Genomic DNA, 16,701 nt, shown 5'->3' with positions numbered 1-16,701 from the left:
GCAGACAATTATCAACTTCCCTGCGCTTACAGCACGGTGTTAACCTTTTTTCGACAACTTCATTACCGATGAGCATGTAAGGCTGTATTGCTAATGGAAAAGGTGTTGCAAAACAGCACGCCAGCTAGCTGGATTTTACTTAAATTTATGGAGATCGTGATGGCGAACATGAGTAAGGGATTAGGTTTTGTATTGATATTCGGCGTAGCCAGTGCAGTGATCGGCTGTAGCGGCAGTTCGGATGAGTTGGAAGAGAAGCTAACACACAGTGCCAGTGTTACGCTGATCAATTCCTGGAGTGAGATGGCAGATTTGCATGTAGCCAAACGCACATTTAATGGTGGTTACAGCGGTCTGTTTGATGCCGACAATCTGGCGACGCGCGATGTACCGGCCAATGCAGTCGGCACGCCTTACCACTACAGTTATAAGGCTATCAACAATATAGTCAACGTAGGCGTCAGGGACAGTATCAGTAAAAACAACGAAGAACGCAGCACCAGAGTGTTAAATAACGATGAGAAACTGTGGGTAATCGCCTGGGAAGATACAAGCGGCAAAACAATGTCGATTGTTACCAGAAAGCAACACACTAAATCAGACACGTTCAACGTACGTTTATTTGCCGATGCTAACTATGCTGTGTCGGTTGACGGTAATAACGTATTAAGCACCGAGAAAGGTCAAGTGACGGCTTATCTGGAAGTAAATAATTGCGCTAACAGCCTTAAAGTGGCTGGTAAAGCGCTCGATTTATGTTCTGCCGAACCAGGAGCATCTTATCTGCTTGTGGTAGACCGTAACGGCGCACGTGTTATGGCTACCGAATAACAGCAATATAAGCTTCAACCCAGGGTATTAGTGTATTGACAAGAATACCCTTCTTACCACCGCAAGCCTGGCTGCAGCCTAAAGCCGTTGATAACGAAGCGACTAGCCGCTCCGGCCAATATCAGCCGGCAACAGCAGCTGCCATGCTGTATCGTTAGAATATTCATCGCTAAAACGTTACCATTGACGACAATATAGCCACACCAGACAGGAACGACTATGTCTATTTTTGTTCATCGCTGGAAAAGATATTTGCTGTTATGGGTTTTGATCTGCGCCGGCTGCGCGGCACTGGCCAGCCTGGATTTAGACCAGCAATACGGTAAAGCCGCGGTAAGCAACCGCGCCACGCCCGCCGGTGATAGCCCGCTAAACCAGCATTACAATCAGCATATTAAGCCGGTTATCGAATCGCGCTGTGTGGTGTGCCATGCCTGTTATGACTCGCCCTGCCAGTTAAATATGTCTTCTACTGCCGGTATTGAGCGCGGTGCACATAAAGAAAAAGTCTACGATGGCTCCCGTTTACTGGCCGCTACCCCTAACCGCTTATTTATTGATGCCGACAGCACACTGCAGTGGCGCGAACGTGGCTTTTTTCCGGTATTAAATGAGCGTTCACAAAATATGCAGGCCAATACGCAGGCCTCAGTACTGGCACGCTCTTTATTGTTAAAACAGCAACAGCCACTGCCGCAAGGCGATATCCTGCCTGAGCCGTTCGATTTTAGTTTGGATCGTGAGCAAAGCTGCCCCACTATTGAAGAATTTGACCACTTTGCCAAAAACCAGCCGTTGGCCGGTATGCCTTATGGTTTGCCCGGTTTAAGCGCTGACGAACACAGCTTAATGCTTAACTGGTTAAAACAAGGCGCCGCCATGCCAGAAGCGCCACCGCTGCCGGATGATGAAGTGGCCGAAGTCGCTAAGCTGGAGCAATGGCTAAATGCCGACAACCTGAAAATGCAGCTCAGCGCGCGCTATATTTACGAGCACCTGTTTACCTCTCAGCTGTACTTCAGCGCACTGCAGCAGAAAGATGAAACGCCGCAGTTTTACCATTTGGTGCGCTCCACAACCGCACCGGGTAAACCTATTGCCGTTATTGCCAGCCGCCGGCCGTTCGACGATCCGCAGGTAAGCCGGGTGTACTACCGGCTGCAGCCGGTAACGGCCACTATAGTTAATAAAACCCATCAACCCTACGACATTAACGCCGACCTGCTGGCGAAATGGCAGCAAAGGTTTGTTGAGGCTGATTATCAGGTCAACACTCTACCGGGATATGCCCCCGAAGTGGCGGCCAACCCGCTGACTGCCTTTGCCCAACTGCCGGTTAATGCGCGCTACCGTTTTATGCTGGAACGGGCCGAAAACACCATTATGGGCTACATAAAAGGGCCGGTGTGCCGCGGCCAGGTGGCGCTGAACGTGATAAACGACCATTTCTGGGTGTATTTTGTTGCCCCCGAGCTGGCCAGCAGCGCCGAAGTGGACGCTTTTTATCTGTCACAACGCGAAAACCTGCATCTACCGGCAGAAAAAGAAAGTACCGCTTTGGCAATTAGCTGGGCCGCCTTTGCCAAACGTCAGGGCAACTATGTGCGTGCGCGCAGCAAGTTTCTTAACACGGCACTAAAAGATGGCCGCCATCTTAGCTTAAATGGCATTTGGCAGGGTGATGGCAGCAACGACAACGCCAGCCTGACCATATTCCGCCATTTTGACAATGCCACAGTGGTAAAAGGCCTGATTGGCCAAGCACCGAAAACGGCCTGGGTCATTGACTATGCGCTGCTGGAGCGTATTCACTACCTGCTGGTAGCCGGCTTTGATGTGTATGGCAATTATGGCCACCAATTGATGACGCGCTTGTATATGGATTTTTTGCGCATGGAAGGCGAGTCGAATTTTCTGGCGTTTTTGCCACCCGAGGTGCGCCGGCGCGAATTTAACAGCTGGTACCAAAAAGCCGGTGTCGAGCTGACGGCGTTTATCCGCGATGACATTAACTCCTTTGCTCAGCCCAGCGGGCTTAGCTTTAAAAGCGCTAATCACAAAGCAGAGTTATATCAAAGCCTTGCCAAACATCTCGCCAAGGTGCAGCCACAGCGATATCAGCTGGAGCAGGCCAACCTCAGCCGTAACAGCCTGGCGCTGCTGCAGCAATTAGCCAACATCAGTGGCAGCACGGCGTCTATCTTGCCCGAGCTGACGATGATCCTAATAGAACCCGGCAACGGCGCCGAACCGCAACCATTTACTCTGCTGCGTAACAGTGCGCATTACAACGTTAATAGCCTGTTTAGCGAAGCCGACAACCGTAACCTGGCAGATGACAATATGACATTGGTATACGGCCTGCTGGGCAGTTACCCCAATGCCTTTTGGCGGCTAAAAGAAGCCGATTTAGCCAGGCTGGTAGTACAGGCCGGGCAAATTAAAACCGAACAAGACTACGCCAAACTATTGGACAACTTCGGTGTGCGGCGCACGGCCGCCGACTTTTGGGCCTTTAGTGATCAGCTAAACCGGCAGTTTATGCGCCAACATCCGGTAGACAGTGGCTGGCTGGACTACAACCGGCTGGAAAACCGCTAGATATATGTGGACGCGTCTACTGCATTTACTGAGAACAGGTAAGCTTCACTTTCTGCGTCGCCTTGCAGGTGTAGGTAACATCAGTGGTAAATTTGCCTACCTCTGTCCGGCTGCTGCCGTATTGATAACTCACATCGCCGATGATTTTCAGCGTTGGTTTACACGGAGCCTCACATCCAGATGTAATCAAAGCCGCCAGCTGAGCCTGCAAACCGGTATCGGCCTGGCGTTTTGTTTGCTCGTTTGCCGTCGGTGCATAGTCAGCAATTTCACCATCAGTAGCATTCCACCAAAAAGTGGTAGTAAAAGATCCGTTACCTTCAACGCTAATCTCGCCGCTAAAACCACAGGGGTAAGTTACCGCGCCTGATGATGATGTTATTGGCCCTGCACTGAGCTTGGCAGCAATTTCATCTGCCGCCTGCTCTGCGATCACTTCACCGGCCTTTTGCACAATTTTGCCTTTTAAACTCACTTCCTGCTCGCCCATGGTAAGCGGCGTATCGGCACCTCTGTTTACGGCAAGCACCGGAATGATGCCACTGCCACAGCCCGTCGTTTGCTCAGTGGTAGTCGAAGTGTTGTCATCATCACTCTCTTCAGCCGGTGCCGCAGAACCGGCCTCGGCTAAACGTTCCAGCTCAAGCTGCAGCTCATCCAGGCGCTTGTGTACAGCGGCAAGTAATTTATCTTGTTGCGCAGACATCGGTTTTCTCCTTAGCGTGAATATTTCAGCGAGTATCTCGCACCGTCATCGAACGCTTAAAGTTGCCTCTGCAATTACACAACTCTGAGTGACACTAATGATGCCAAAAGCTTGCCAGATAAGAACTATCCGGTGCAGGTTGTCGCTTGTGTTTTGCTGTTACATTCACCCTGAGTTTGCACAGGATATCGGCTTAAATACTAGACTAATTCCCGGCATTACGCTGGCAGTTCCGCCAATGCCGGCGGGCTTTGCAGGCGGATCCGGCTGCTACAATTCTTTACACAATCACATCGAGATCCAAATGCATAAGGCCTAGTGTTTTGTTTTATCTGACTTTTAACAATAAGGCGTGAAATATGCTTCCTGCTTGTTTGTGGAACAGATGAGGTAAGCACTTTTTCAATTTCTTATCCGGCTTTTATTGATGTACCTGGCAATCCTGCCGGGAACGAGCCGTCGCCGCCCCGATACGCCAGTATACCGACCGGGGCGAAATGCCTGTTGTAACCACTGACTTTAACTGTGTTTCACCTAACCTGGGATCGGCAATTTTGCGTCGTGCGGCGCTTTAAAAGCCAATATACACGGCAAACATCAGCATCAACGCGGCCATTACGGCAAAAATCAGCACCAGCGGGGCTATAAAACGCGCCCATTGGGTCCAGCCTACCTGTGCTGTAGCCAGATATGCCAGCAAAGTGCCCGACGTTGGCGTAATCATGTTGGTTATGCCGTTACCAAATAAGAACGCCAGCACGGTATTTTGCGGCGATACGCCGGCCAACTGCCCCATAGGGCCGAGAATGGGCATGCTAACCGCAGCCTGGCCTGAGGTTGACGGTATCATTACGTCCAGCAGTAATTGTGAGACAAACATACCGATAGCTGCCAGATAGGCATTGTCTGCCCCTACCAGTGACACCAGACTGTGCACCACGCTGTCTAATACCCGGCCATTTTCCAGCGTAATGGCAATTGCCATCGCCAGGCCAATTAGCATGGCCGCCAACAGGATTTTTTTCATCCCGGCGACAAACGCATCGGCTGCAGCACTGGCCCCCATGCCGCTGAGAATACTAAGCACCATACTTAAGCCAAGGTAGTACGCAGTGAGTTGCGGGTTGTGCCATTGCCAGGCAGTTGAAGCATGCACCAGGCCGGCCACACCAACCAGCAAGGTTAATAACATCAGCGTATGCCGCAGGCTGAGTTTGCCACTTACTATGTCGCTGGCAGGTTGCGTGGTAAAACCCTGTTTGCGGATGGCATACAACACATAAAGCACACCAACCAGCAAAAAGCACAGGAAGAACACTGCACGCATAGCAGCGCCGCTGAAAACCGGCAAGCCCAGTAACGGCTGAGCGATGGTAAGCGGTAACGGGTTGGTTACCGACGACAGATAGCCCACTTTCACCGCCACCGTCACTATGGCCAGACCAATTAACGGTGGCATGCCCATGCGGCGCACCAGCTCGACCATTAGCGGAATAATCAGCAGGTATTCCGACGCCAGGCCAAGAAAGGTACTGCCCAGCGCAAAAACGGTCATTAAAAAAACGACCAGGCCGTAAACGTTACCCCGCACCATTCCAAGCATGCGCTCCAGGCCGGCATCTACCGCACCCGACGCGCTTAAAATGCCAAACATGCCACCGATAACCAGCACCATAAATATTAAGCCGCCACCGCGTTGCAGCCCCTGAGGTATGGCCATTAGCACATCGGCCACGCCCACCGGCCGTGCCTCGCCTTGTGGGGCGTATTTCACACTGCCGGCTAAATGCAGCACAGAGCGGTCTTTGTCAATTGTCTGATAGCTGTCCGGCACCACCAAACCGTTTTCGCGCTGATAACTGCCCGAATCCAGCAGATAAGTCAGGGACGCTGCCAGCACTAAAATAAACAACAGTACGACAATCGGGTTACGTGGAGCCGGCTTAGCGGTAGTCGCAGGTTCAGTCATGATGTTTGCCTTTTTTTACTACCGGCTGCGACCTAATGTAGTCGGCCAGTATCGTGCTTACCTGCAGCAAATGCTGCTGCAACCCGGTAAATCCCTGATGTCGGCAAAAGTTTGCTTCATCCATATACAGCTGGCGGTTAATTTCAATTTGGATGCTATGCCGGTGCTGGTTGCGGTTGGCAAAACAGTGGGTTAAATAGCCACCTTTATATGGGTAATTAAGGCTGACGTTGTAACCCAGCGCACGAAAGCTATCTACCACCAGGGCAGTAAAACGACCATCTGCCGACTGCCCATCCCGGTTACCCACCACAATATCAGCACGGCTGGCACCGGCGTCGATGTTCATGGCATTGCCGCGTGACTTCATCGAATGACAATTAATATGCCATACCGCGCCAAACTGCTGGTAGCGTTGTTCCAACAGCTGCCGTAACCGCTGATGATAGGGCTGATAGTAGCGCTGGATGCGTTGTTGCACCGCTGCCACCGATAACGGCGCACTGTACATAGGCATTTGCGGTAAAGACCACTGACGCAGCAGCCCCATGCCCCGCTGACTGTAGGCCGTAGGATTTAACACGCCCGGCCAGCTGCCGTCCAACATCTGCGGCGCAATATCATCCGGCGCGCGGTTTAAATCGATATACATCCGTGACACCCTGGCCGCCATTACGCTGGCACCTAAGGCCGTAGCCGGCGCCCACAGTTCGTCGATAAAGGCGTCCCAGCCGGTTTGCAACTGCTGCAGGCTAGCCTGCGTATTGAAATCGTCCGGCAGCTGCATACCACTGTGCGGCGAATCAAATACCAGCGGCACACAGTGCTGTTGCGGCAGGTACAACTGAAAGCTGTCATTACTTTCAGTACTGCTACACGCCATTGCAGCAGTGCTGATTACATCATTATGTTGCGTCATACCAGGTTTCCATTGCCGGGTAAGCCAGAGCCACCCGGACAGGTTAACATTAGAACTCGTAGCTCAACTGCAAGTAATAAAAGCGCCCGACAGCATTGTAGGTTTGCTGGTCAAAGTTAATATTGACGTTAACCAGTGACACCGGCGGCTGCTTGTCAAACAGGTTATTGATACCTGCACGCAACGCCAGTTCCGGCGTCACTTTATAACCGGCTGATACACCATGATAGGCCACCGAGCCGATATGACGCGGTGCATTGGCATATATTTCAGTGCTGTCACCGATGTAACGCAAAGTGTAGGCCGCTGACCAGGCGTTATGCTGCCATTGTGTTGATAAACTGCCCCGCCATTCAGGATAAGACTCACGCACCCCGGCTGTGCCCGCTTTGTCTAACAACACCTGGCTGCCATCATTTAAGGTTGAGGTTTCCACTAATTCATTCAGTTTACTCACACTTAAATTAACGTCCCAGCGCCCGATATCGCTGTTCAGGCGGTAACGCGCAACCGCATCCACACCCGACACTTCCGTACGGTTCAGGTTTACCGGCCCGTCGGTGACATTGCTGATCTTGCCGCTGCTATCACGGCTGATAACGTTGCAGTTACGGCCGGTAAAAGCACAGAGATCCAGCAGGTTCTGGGTACCAAAAGTACTGATGGTGTTATCAATGCGAATGCTGTACCAATCGAGCGTCAGGCTAAAGTTTTCCAGCTGCTCAGGCGTATACACTAAGCCGGCAGAACGGTTTACCGAGGTTTCCGGTTGCAGCAGTATATTACCGCCAACCGTAATCGGTACGTTTGACTCTTCCTGCACGTAGCCGGCCGGCACACCGCCACAGCCCGCTAAGGCTTTATTGGCCGAGCAGGGATCGGTTACCGGTGAAAATGATTCGCGCTCGCCTTCGTAAAGTTCCAGCAAAGAAGGGGCACGAAAGCCCTCTGCCCAGGTTGCCCGTAGCATCAGCTCGGGTAGCGGACGATAAATAATGCCGGCTTTACTGTTAGTGGTGCTGCCAAAGGTACTGTAATCCGAGTAACGGCTGGCCAGATTGACTTCAAGGTAATCAACAAATGGCAGCTCGTGTAACAACGGAATATTGATTTCGGCGTAGGCTTCATACAAATCATACTCACCTGCGGTACCGGTACGTGGTGACGACGACGTGGTATTGTAATTAATGACCCGCGACGGCGAGTTAATCACCTGATCCGGCGTGTCAGTGCCTTTTTCTTTGCGGTATTCAGCACCGGCCGCTACCAGCACATCACCGGCCGGTAAGCTGGCAACGGCGTTGGTCAGGTTAAAGCGGCCATGTAACTGTTGGGTTTGGTTGCGGTCTACACCGGTAAAGTTAATATAATCTACCATCGCCGGAGTCAGCGGATTAAACAGGTTTACCGGCACACACCCGGCCTGCAAATCACTGATATTGGCAGTAATACCGCCGGCATTGCAGGCACGTAAACCCAGTGCCAGTTTATCCAGGTGTAATTGGTTATTCGAGGTAAAGCGGCCTTTGTTTTCTGCCCAGGATACAAACGCATCCCATGCCCAGTCGCCGGGTAAAAAGCCTTCTATCCCCACACCTAACCGACTGGTGTTTACCTTCTGCTCATTGCGGCGTAAGCCATTGTCAACAAAGAAATTAGTTGCAACAAAGTCACTACCGGAAAACTCGACACCAAACGGATTTACCCGGGGATCATTAGCGATAACAAAGCCACGGCTGCCATTGACAATCGGCACCACAGCGGAAAACTGCTGATCAGACTGGCGTTCGTTGTGTAAGGCTTCAATACGCAGCTCTGTATCACTGAATACGCCGATATCACCCAGCTGAAATACCCCCTGCGCAAACAGGCTGATACGTTCACTGGGGCCCACCACGTAATTATCATGGTAACGGTTAAAGCGATCGGCAGAGGTTGCGGCGCGCCAGTTGGCAATATTACTGCCATCGCTGCCCGGCTCGCGGGTAATGCCTTGCGAGGGAATAGTAAAGCCCAGTATATTTTGCAAAGCCGCTTCGCGGAACAAGCCCTCGCCGGTACCTAACGACAAGCCGTTTAGCGGTACCGCGGTAAGATCGCGATCTTGTGTCAGTATTGGCTTTTGCTTAGAAAAACTGGCCGCCAGCATCAGGTTATGCTGACCAATGTCGGTGCCTGTCACCGCATCGAAGTTAATGGTTTCGCGGTCGCTCTCGCTGCTTTGGCCAACATAGGTTTTTACCTTGGCACCACTATAGTCTTTCAGCGTTTGCAGGTTGATCACGCCGGCTATCGCATCGGCACCGTAAATGGCGGTTGCGCCATCCTGCAGCACTTCAACATTGTTAATCATGGCCAGCGGAATGGTGTTTAAGTCAACAAAATCCCGGAAACCACGGCTACCGGCACCGTTTACCCAGCGGTTACCGTTAACCAATACCAACGAGCGGTTTTCGCCCAAATTGCGTAAATTAACACTGGCAGTACCGTGGCTGGTACCGGCGCTGCCGTTGTCATTTAAACTGCCGCCCACTGATGGCATCTCCTGCAAGACGTCACCCAGCGATAATGCGCCCTTTATTTCCATATCACCTTTACTGATGGTCTGGATCGGGCTGCCTTCGGTTTCACCGCGACGGGAAATACGCGAACCGGTGATGGCAATTCTCTCTACTTTAGCCTCAGTGGTTTGCCCGCCAGTGCTTTGTTCGGTAGTGCTTTGCTGTGCCAGCGCCGGAGATAGCACTGCTCCATACATAGCCAGCATTAACACGGATAAGTTGTACTGTTGTCGTTTCATACTGTCACCCTGCTGCGATTTTTCATCGTTGTTTTATTGCAACGAAAGCTAGCAAAGGGTCAAGAGCTATGCAATATTATGATTAATACTGATACACCAATAACTTTTTGTTATCACAAACTGAGGCGCCATGTTAAACCTGAAAAGCCTGGAAAGTTTTCGCGCTATTATGCAAACCGGCTCGGCGACCGCCGCTGCTAAACAAATGGGCTTAACCCAGCCGGGGGTCAGCCGGTTACTGGCATCGCTGGAACACTTGGTTGGCTTTCAGTTATTTTATCGCGAGCACAGCCGGTTAATTGCTACTGCTGAGGCGCAGCGGTTAAGTAGCGAAATTGACATGCTGCTAAACAACGCGGATCGGTTTTTGGCGCTGGCGCAGAGCATGCGCCGTATTGACAGTGGCTCGCTGACAATAGTCGCCCCGGCCAGTTTCAGCTCCGGCCCGCTGGCCGATGCAGTAGCCAGCTTTATTCGCCGGTTTCCGGCTATTTCTGTCAGCCTTGACTCGCACAGCCCACAACAAGCGCGTGAACTGGTAGCGCAACGCTCGATAGACTGTGGTTTTATTCAATTGCCCGAGCAGCACCCGGGGCTAATCAGCTACCCTATCCTGAGCAGTGCCATGATATGTGCTGTGCCCAAACATCATGCCCTGGCCAAGCAAAGCAGTATTTCATTGCAGCAATTAAGCCGTGAGCCACTGATTATGCTGGGCCAGGGCCGGCCATCTCGGCAAAACCTGGAACAACTGTTTCGCCGTGCCGGCGTTAACTTACAAGTGCGGCTGGAAACACATAATGTGGCAACTGCCTGTGCCTTTGTGAAGCGAAACCTTGGTATTGCCATTATTAATCAGATACTTGCTATGCAATACATGGACGACAACATCAGCCTTATTCCGCTGCAGGATACCATCTCCCACCAGTACGGTTTTATTCATTCTGCGCATGCACCTATGCCCAGGCTGGTGCAGGCGTTTTATCAGCACTGCATGGCTTTTTTTGCCGAGGCAGAAAAATAATCGCCCCGCCGGTTTGCTGCTATATAGCCACTATTGCTGCGCAGCGACCAAATACACCTGCGGATAAGCCGATAAAGCCTGATGCACCTGTTTGGTAATATCATCTGCCAGCACCTGCATAGCGCCTTGCTGCAGGCCGTCAAAAGCGGCGGTCACAATTAACTGTGGTGATACTTTAGGCACATCTAAACCTGTAGTCAGATCGGTATCAATAAAGCCGGCATGTAAACCCAGTACATGGGTATGCTGTGCAGCCAGCTCTTGCCTTAGCGCATTGGTTAGCGACCAGGCCGCAGATTTGGTTGCGGCATAAGTGGCCAGCACAGGGCCTGTGACCCAGCTGGCGACTGACAACACATTTATCACAGCGCCACCACCGTTATTGGCCAACACAGGCGAAAACGCCCGGGTTAAACGTAACGGGCCCAGTACATTAACCTCCAGTTGCCTGAGCAACATGGCCTCAGAGGCTGTGCTTAAAAAACTGCCGGTTTCGGCAACGCCAGCGTTATTAATTAGCAAAGTGACGTCACTGCACTGTGCTGCAACAGCTGCGATATCCTGCTCATTGGTCACATCCAACTTTACCGGAATAACCCCGGCCAGCGTGACGCTTTCTGGCTTACGGGCGCCGGCATAAACTTTCTTAGCACCGCGCGCCAGCGCCTCGCGGGCGAAAGCCAACCCTAAACCGCGGTTGGCACCGCTGATAAAGACAACCTCTTGATTAAGTTGCATTTTGCTCTCCTTTAAACTTGATGTAATGACATACCCCTATGACTGACGAATTCCGGCATCACCTCCCGCAAAAACATAGCTACCTTTTAACCATCTGCTATTTGACCACAAGAAGATTGTTCAGAATATCGCAGTCCCAGTCCGCTGCCGCTGCCGCTGCCGCTGGCAATATTGCAGTTGGCACAGACAACAGCTCATAATTGCTTTAGGCTGCTTATACTTGTCAGCTCATTAACCGAAATGGCGGATGAAAATACATACCTTTAAATTCATCTTCGCAATTTGTACCATAGTGATGCGGCTGAGAATCAAAGTTGGCCCAGTCGAACCGGCAATACAATGCCTAAAACTATCCGGACTCAATACACTAATAAGGCAACTAATGGCAAGGCCTATTGCCATTCATGCGCTAAGCAGTATAGGACTCTTATGAAAATCATCGTCAAAAGCCTGTTAACCGGCCTAGCTATAGTGCTGCCGCTAATCATCACCGTAGAACTGCTGCGCTGGTTACTGCTAACCGTGGAAACCGGCCTGGCACCACTGCTAAAGCTGGTGCTGCCCGGCAGCTGGTATTGGCCTGGTATGGCAATATTAGCTTTTGTACTGCTATGTATGGTTATAGGTTACAGCACGCGTTGGTCGGGTTTTAACTGGCTATGGCAATTACCCGGCAAAATTATGCTTAAGCTACCCGGCACCAGCCAGATTTACGGCATGTTGCAGGATATTATCGAGCTGATGTCGGGCAAAAACTTTGCCGATGGCTCAGTGGTTATGGTAAAGCTACCCGGCTCCGAAATTGAATTGATTGGCATTATTACCAAACAAGGCGGCCAGCCGGATGACCGCATGTCGTCGCTAATGCAGGATGAGCAACTGGCGGTATTTATTCCAATGGCCTACAACGTCGGTGGCTACACCATTATCGTGCCACGCAGCTGTACCCGTAATATTGATATGAAACCGGCTGAGGCATTGCAACTGACGCTGAGTGCTGGCTTGGGTAGCAGTAAAGCTAGCATTAAAAAATAGCGCGACGACCTGCCTTAACCTCGGCAAAAGCTCAGCAAGGATCGAATATCAATGGATAACATGGTCAGGACATTTTTGGGGTTCGATTTTTTTAAAGCCGGTCAGTTTTTCATCTCTGAGCAGCCATACAAAAACTGGCAGCAACCAACGGTTTTGCAGCTGGAAAACCTTACACATCTGCAGGCAGAAAATGGCTGCTATCTCATCTGCTTAGGTGATGGCTATTGCGAGGAAAATATCCTGTATGTCGGTTACTATTCCGGTACTTTACAGCGGCGTAGTTTACGTCTTAACGAAACTAGCGGCGAGTATGTGTCCTGGCACAGCGACAATATTGACGACAATATCAACAAGCTGCTAAAAATTATTCACGGCATCCCTTGTGATGACAAAGCCTGGAAAGGCGCTGTTGCCCGGCGCAAGCAATTTGACGAGCAGATCCGCAGCCTTGTTCATCAAGTGCAGCAGTCTGGTCAGCAAGCTGAAATTTCTCTGTGGTTGATAGCGGATGCCAACATCACTTTAAAGAAAAATGGCATGTGCCTGAATATCAGTGCCGCCGTAGAACGTTATTTTCTAGATTCAGCGCTAAAACTGCCGCTGAATACCGTGGGCAACAAGCAACGTAAAGAGTAAACCAGGTGACATCCAATCCCAACTCAAGCTACACCAGCTACAGCCAATTCTTTGAATACTGGCAAAACAATACCGGCTATTTGTCTCTAAGCAGCCTGCAACACGGCAGCTGTTATCGTATATTTGCCCGTAATGCTGAAGTGGGGATTTGGGATGCCGATTACGAAGGTTTCTTAATTGCCCGCTTTAAACTAGGGCCTGAACCCTACTTGTTTTACGAGCTGCACTGGGACAGCTGTGCCGACCACGGCACCGTCAAGCCGGTTGAAAAACTCTGTGATGGTCCACTCCACTTCCAAGGTGAAGCAGAACGCACGTCAACTGACGAACAACAGCTAATTGATTTTCTGCTGGACGCAGAGCAGCGTTATCCACTGATAGCCGGGCGCGACAGTATCGGTGAAAAACGCGAGTCTGCAGTGCGCTTTTTGCAGCATTTACAAAGAAAAAAACCCGCTGTTTAGTTATCAGCCCAGCAACATTCACAGCCTGCCGGGTAGAGACCAATCGCTATTGATCAACCGCTCTATGTTAAGAATCAAACTATTGTGCGGTTCGCACCAACCGTACTTTGCCTGACTCTCCCACATCAGTTTTACTCCAAATGGTAATGGAACCTTGTCCGAATCCGACAACCCAAACAAACCTGTTATCAATCGCGCCAGAATAGACGTTTGGGCTGGGCGAAGATGTCCAATAGCGAGCATCGTCGAAAAACCAACCTGTAGGTGAATTTGGGAAAATAGCACTGTTAATGCTGGGGTAGCAAAAACGTCGCTCGACAATAGAAGCCAGCTCATTTTTATTAGGCAGCCGCCAATCTGTGAAACCGGCATAACTGGTACCAGTTTGCGCCAACGCATTTTGCCAGTCTAAGCGGCTTTCGGCACCACTGCAGCTCTCACCATCCCAGACCTGCCCTATGCTGCAACGCATCCACATTAAGCCAGTTGGTTTATGGGTTACTGTGCCATCGTTATGCACAATAAAATCACTGCTTGGTGTGCTAAAGGGTACATTAACGTTTTCATTATTGATATGGGTGCAAACTGCAGCAGCTAAAGCGTTTGGTGTCACGCAAATCAGCAATAATCCTACCCATATCCTTGATACTGCGTTCATAGATTTGTCCTTAATTTTGATCGTCACGTCATTGCATAATCGAGTTATAGATTAGGCAGTTCAATTCACTTCCGTGCAAATCACTGCCTTACTGCGCAGCTCGCACCAACCGCACAGAGCCACTACTACTTTTCTCCGAGAAGCGGGAAAAAGAGCCACTATTAAATCCTACACTGCCAGCGTCATCGCTATCGATCGCCGTGGGTAACGAAGACCAAAATGATGTGGATGGCGTATTGGGAAAATAACCGATATCAATTGCCGGATTTTCTCTGCCATTGTGCACTATACCCAATAACTCCAACTCTGTTGGCATGCGCCAATCTTTGGCACCGCATAACCCCTGCTGATTAACCGCCAGCACAAAGCCGGCAGTATCACACTCTGAACCACTGCACTGGCCGCCGTTTTGCACGCCTGCATCCCCGCCATTACTGCTGGCATCGGCGTTATACCAGCTGTAGGTATGTGCTTTATCATGCAAGCCGCCGTCATTAACTTTAACTTCCCACATCAAACCGGTAACGTTGTCACGCACACAGCTCCATTTGCTGCCAGCTGCTTCACTACCATTGTCGTCCCACGCAATGTTTTGTGTTGCCAATACCTGGCCATTGCTGCCGATTTTGCTGAAATCAAACCCGGCCTCACCGCCGCCAATTTTAACTAAATTGCCGGCACGTGCTTGGGCATCGCGGCCATGCTCAGCATCACTTCCAGTAAAGCCAGCAACCGGGCAATCGAGGTTGTTATTATCATTGTCGGCGCATAAGCTAATGCCGGTATCATTTAATCCGCCAATTGCGACAAAAGGTTCCTCGGGAAATGCTGCCACTTCGGTGCTGGCAATACTTTCTGCTGTGCCCACCACGGCGGTGACAACTGCATAATAAACCACGCCGTTATCTAACCCAGTCAATGTGTAAGGGCTGGTAACATTTTGCACCAGAACACCTGTGTTGGTGGTTGAGTAATTTACCGGGTTGATATTAGCCTCTAAGTCGTAGTACAGGTTGTAGCCCGTGGCATCCACGACCGTGTCCCAGCTAAAGCTGAGTTGGCCATTCGCTTTTGTTACCATTAGGTTTTGCGGTGCTGGAAGGGTGACATTAAAACTGGCGCTGACACTGCAGGCAGCAGTAATAGCGCTGGTTACATAGGTATTACCTGTTAAAGCACCACCACAACCATTAACACTGGCAATGCCGTACCCCGGTTCAGCTGTAACGGTAAACGACGCTTTCTCGCCGCTTTGTACACTTCGACTGGCCGGGCTCACCGAGCCGCCATTACCTGCCGTTACACTTACAGTAAAAGACTGAGGTTCAGAATCGCCACCGCAAGCGGCCAATAGCACACTAAATACTGCGGCAATTGTCGCTCTAGCCACCACACAGCCATGTATCACTGCTACTTTATCCAAGTTAAACCTCCAATCCTTTTACCGGGTTCTCTCTTTAGCATTGCTAAAGCGACATTACTAACGACTCACAGTTAACCTTTATACACATATTTGCATCATTAAAAACCATTCATCCCCAAATGGAATCCAATATTTGCGAAATAAAGTGCAAAATGAGTAAGGTAAGATCAAACAAGAGACGGTTTAACATCATGCGGGAATAAGGCAGTTAGGATCACAACAGCATCCATAGCGCCACGCCAAACATCAGGCTGGCGCCGATGCGGTTTAAGTACTGTACCCGGTTGGCTTTGCCGAAAAACAGCGCCAATGCTTTGCCGCCACTGGCGTACAGCAGCATAGAGCCAAATTCCAATAAGATAATAATAACTACCAGCACCAGCAGCTGTGGCCAGAATGCCAGTTGGCTGTCGATAAAAGGCGGCAGCAGCGCCATATGAAAGGCCCAGCCTTTGGGGTTAGACACCGCAGTAATAAAGCCCTGGCTAAACAGGGTACGCCGCGCCAGTCTGGCCGGTAACTCTCCCGGCTGTGGCAGCGCCAGTTTGCCTTTGGCGCGCCACATTTGCACACCGACATAGCCCAGATAGCAGGCGCCGGCTATTTTAAACCACTGAAACAGCGCCGGAAACTGCAGCATTATCGCCGCCACACCGCATACCGCCAGTATCGCTACCAGCGCCACGCCGAGCATTTCGCCCCACATCATCCACAACGTACGGCGCACGCCCTGGCTCATGCCCAGCGTCATCGCCAGGGTCATACACATACCCGGGGTTACCGAAACAAATAAAAACGTTGGGATAAACGCGCCCAGCAACGCCAGATTAACCATAACCACCTCAACAGCAAAGTAGCGCCATTCTGGCTTGTTGTATCAGCGCCAGCAATAGGTTT

General features: G+C 50.8%; 15 protein-coding genes. 7 read left to right on the top strand and 8 right to left on the bottom strand.

The window, feature by feature from the left end; genetic code table 11:
- The first annotated feature begins 93 nt into the window (after positions 1–93).
- From MN202_RS09660 to MN202_RS09650, 3 genes are all read left to right on the top strand, one after another.
- Complete coding sequence (locus MN202_RS09660; protein WP_335735909.1) at positions 94–831, top strand: hypothetical protein; 738 nt, start codon at positions 94–96, stop codon at positions 829–831.
- A gap of 35 nt (positions 832–866) precedes the next feature.
- Complete coding sequence (locus MN202_RS09655; RefSeq protein WP_335735908.1) at positions 867–989, top strand: hypothetical protein; 123 nt, start codon at positions 867–869, stop codon at positions 987–989.
- A gap of 61 nt (positions 990–1,050) precedes the next feature.
- On the top strand, positions 1,051–3,432 hold the full coding sequence (locus MN202_RS09650; RefSeq protein ID WP_335735907.1) for a fatty acid cis/trans isomerase: 2,382 nt from the start codon (positions 1,051–1,053) through the stop codon (positions 3,430–3,432).
- Between the two features lie 25 nt (positions 3,433–3,457).
- Here the strand turns inward: MN202_RS09650 and MN202_RS09645 are convergent, their stop codons facing one another.
- From MN202_RS09645 to MN202_RS09630, 4 genes are all read right to left on the bottom strand, one after another.
- Positions 3,458–4,138 (bottom strand): hypothetical protein, encoded by a 681-nt coding sequence (locus tag MN202_RS09645; protein ID WP_335735906.1) that lies wholly within the window; start codon positions 4,136–4,138, stop codon positions 3,458–3,460.
- Between the two features lie 571 nt (positions 4,139–4,709).
- A complete protein-coding gene (locus tag MN202_RS09640) occupies positions 4,710–6,107 on the bottom strand; it encodes a YfcC family protein (RefSeq protein WP_335735905.1) in 1,398 nt (465 codons plus the stop codon).
- Complete coding sequence (locus MN202_RS09635) at positions 6,100–7,026, bottom strand: N-formylglutamate amidohydrolase (protein ID WP_335735904.1); 927 nt, start codon at positions 7,024–7,026, stop codon at positions 6,100–6,102. The genes MN202_RS09640 and MN202_RS09635 overlap by 8 nt, the downstream gene beginning before the upstream one ends.
- Positions 7,027–7,075: 49 nt before the next feature.
- Positions 7,076–9,826, bottom strand: coding sequence for a TonB-dependent receptor (locus MN202_RS09630; protein ID WP_335735903.1), 2,751 nt, complete (start codon positions 9,824–9,826; stop codon positions 7,076–7,078).
- Between the two features lie 130 nt (positions 9,827–9,956).
- Between MN202_RS09630 and MN202_RS09625 the strand changes: the two genes are divergently transcribed.
- Positions 9,957–10,850, top strand: coding sequence for a LysR family transcriptional regulator (locus tag MN202_RS09625; protein ID WP_335735902.1), 894 nt, complete (start codon positions 9,957–9,959; stop codon positions 10,848–10,850).
- A 30-nt stretch (positions 10,851–10,880) separates the two neighbouring features.
- On the opposite strand, the gene MN202_RS09620 is transcribed toward MN202_RS09625, so the two are convergent.
- The gene (locus MN202_RS09620) at positions 10,881–11,588 is read right to left on the bottom strand and encodes an SDR family oxidoreductase (protein WP_335735901.1); all 708 of its coding nucleotides are present in this window, start codon (positions 11,586–11,588) and stop codon (positions 10,881–10,883) included.
- 429 nt (positions 11,589–12,017) lie between these two features.
- On the opposite strand from MN202_RS09620, the gene MN202_RS09615 reads away from it, so the two are divergent.
- From MN202_RS09615 to MN202_RS09605, 3 genes are read left to right on the top strand one after another with little or no spacing between them, the layout of a single operon-like run.
- Positions 12,018–12,623 (top strand): DUF502 domain-containing protein, encoded by a 606-nt coding sequence (locus MN202_RS09615; RefSeq protein WP_335735900.1) that lies wholly within the window; start codon positions 12,018–12,020, stop codon positions 12,621–12,623.
- A gap of 51 nt (positions 12,624–12,674) precedes the next feature.
- Positions 12,675–13,259: a hypothetical protein gene (locus MN202_RS09610; RefSeq protein ID WP_335735898.1), complete on the top strand. Its 585-nt coding sequence runs from the start codon at positions 12,675–12,677 to the stop codon at positions 13,257–13,259.
- A gap of 5 nt (positions 13,260–13,264) precedes the next feature.
- Positions 13,265–13,723 carry a hypothetical protein gene (locus tag MN202_RS09605; RefSeq protein WP_335735897.1) on the top strand — a complete coding sequence of 153 codons (459 nt, stop codon included), beginning with the start codon at positions 13,265–13,267 and terminating at the stop codon, positions 13,721–13,723.
- 79 nt (positions 13,724–13,802) lie between these two features.
- On the opposite strand, the gene MN202_RS09600 is transcribed toward MN202_RS09605, so the two are convergent.
- The 3 genes from MN202_RS09600 to MN202_RS09590 all read right to left on the bottom strand — a co-directional run bounded on the left by MN202_RS09600 (position 13,803) and on the right by MN202_RS09590 (position 16,639).
- Positions 13,803–14,381 carry an Lcl C-terminal domain-containing protein gene (locus tag MN202_RS09600; RefSeq protein ID WP_335735896.1) on the bottom strand — a complete coding sequence of 193 codons (579 nt, stop codon included), beginning with the start codon at positions 14,379–14,381 and terminating at the stop codon, positions 13,803–13,805.
- Positions 14,382–14,469: 88 nt separating this feature from the next.
- Entirely contained in the window at positions 14,470–15,804 is a 1,335-nt protein-coding gene (locus MN202_RS09595) for a DUF1566 domain-containing protein (RefSeq protein WP_335735895.1), read from the bottom strand.
- A gap of 214 nt (positions 15,805–16,018) precedes the next feature.
- On the bottom strand, positions 16,019–16,639 hold the full coding sequence (locus MN202_RS09590) for a LysE family translocator (protein WP_335735894.1): 621 nt from the start codon (positions 16,637–16,639) through the stop codon (positions 16,019–16,021).
- Positions 16,640–16,701: the final 62 nt, after the last annotated feature.

This window comes from Rheinheimera muenzenbergensis, from assembly GCF_036984005.1.
GTDB lineage: Bacteria > Pseudomonadota > Gammaproteobacteria > Enterobacterales > Alteromonadaceae > Alishewanella > Alishewanella muenzenbergensis.
This window is presented reverse-complemented; position numbering and strand designations above follow the sequence as displayed.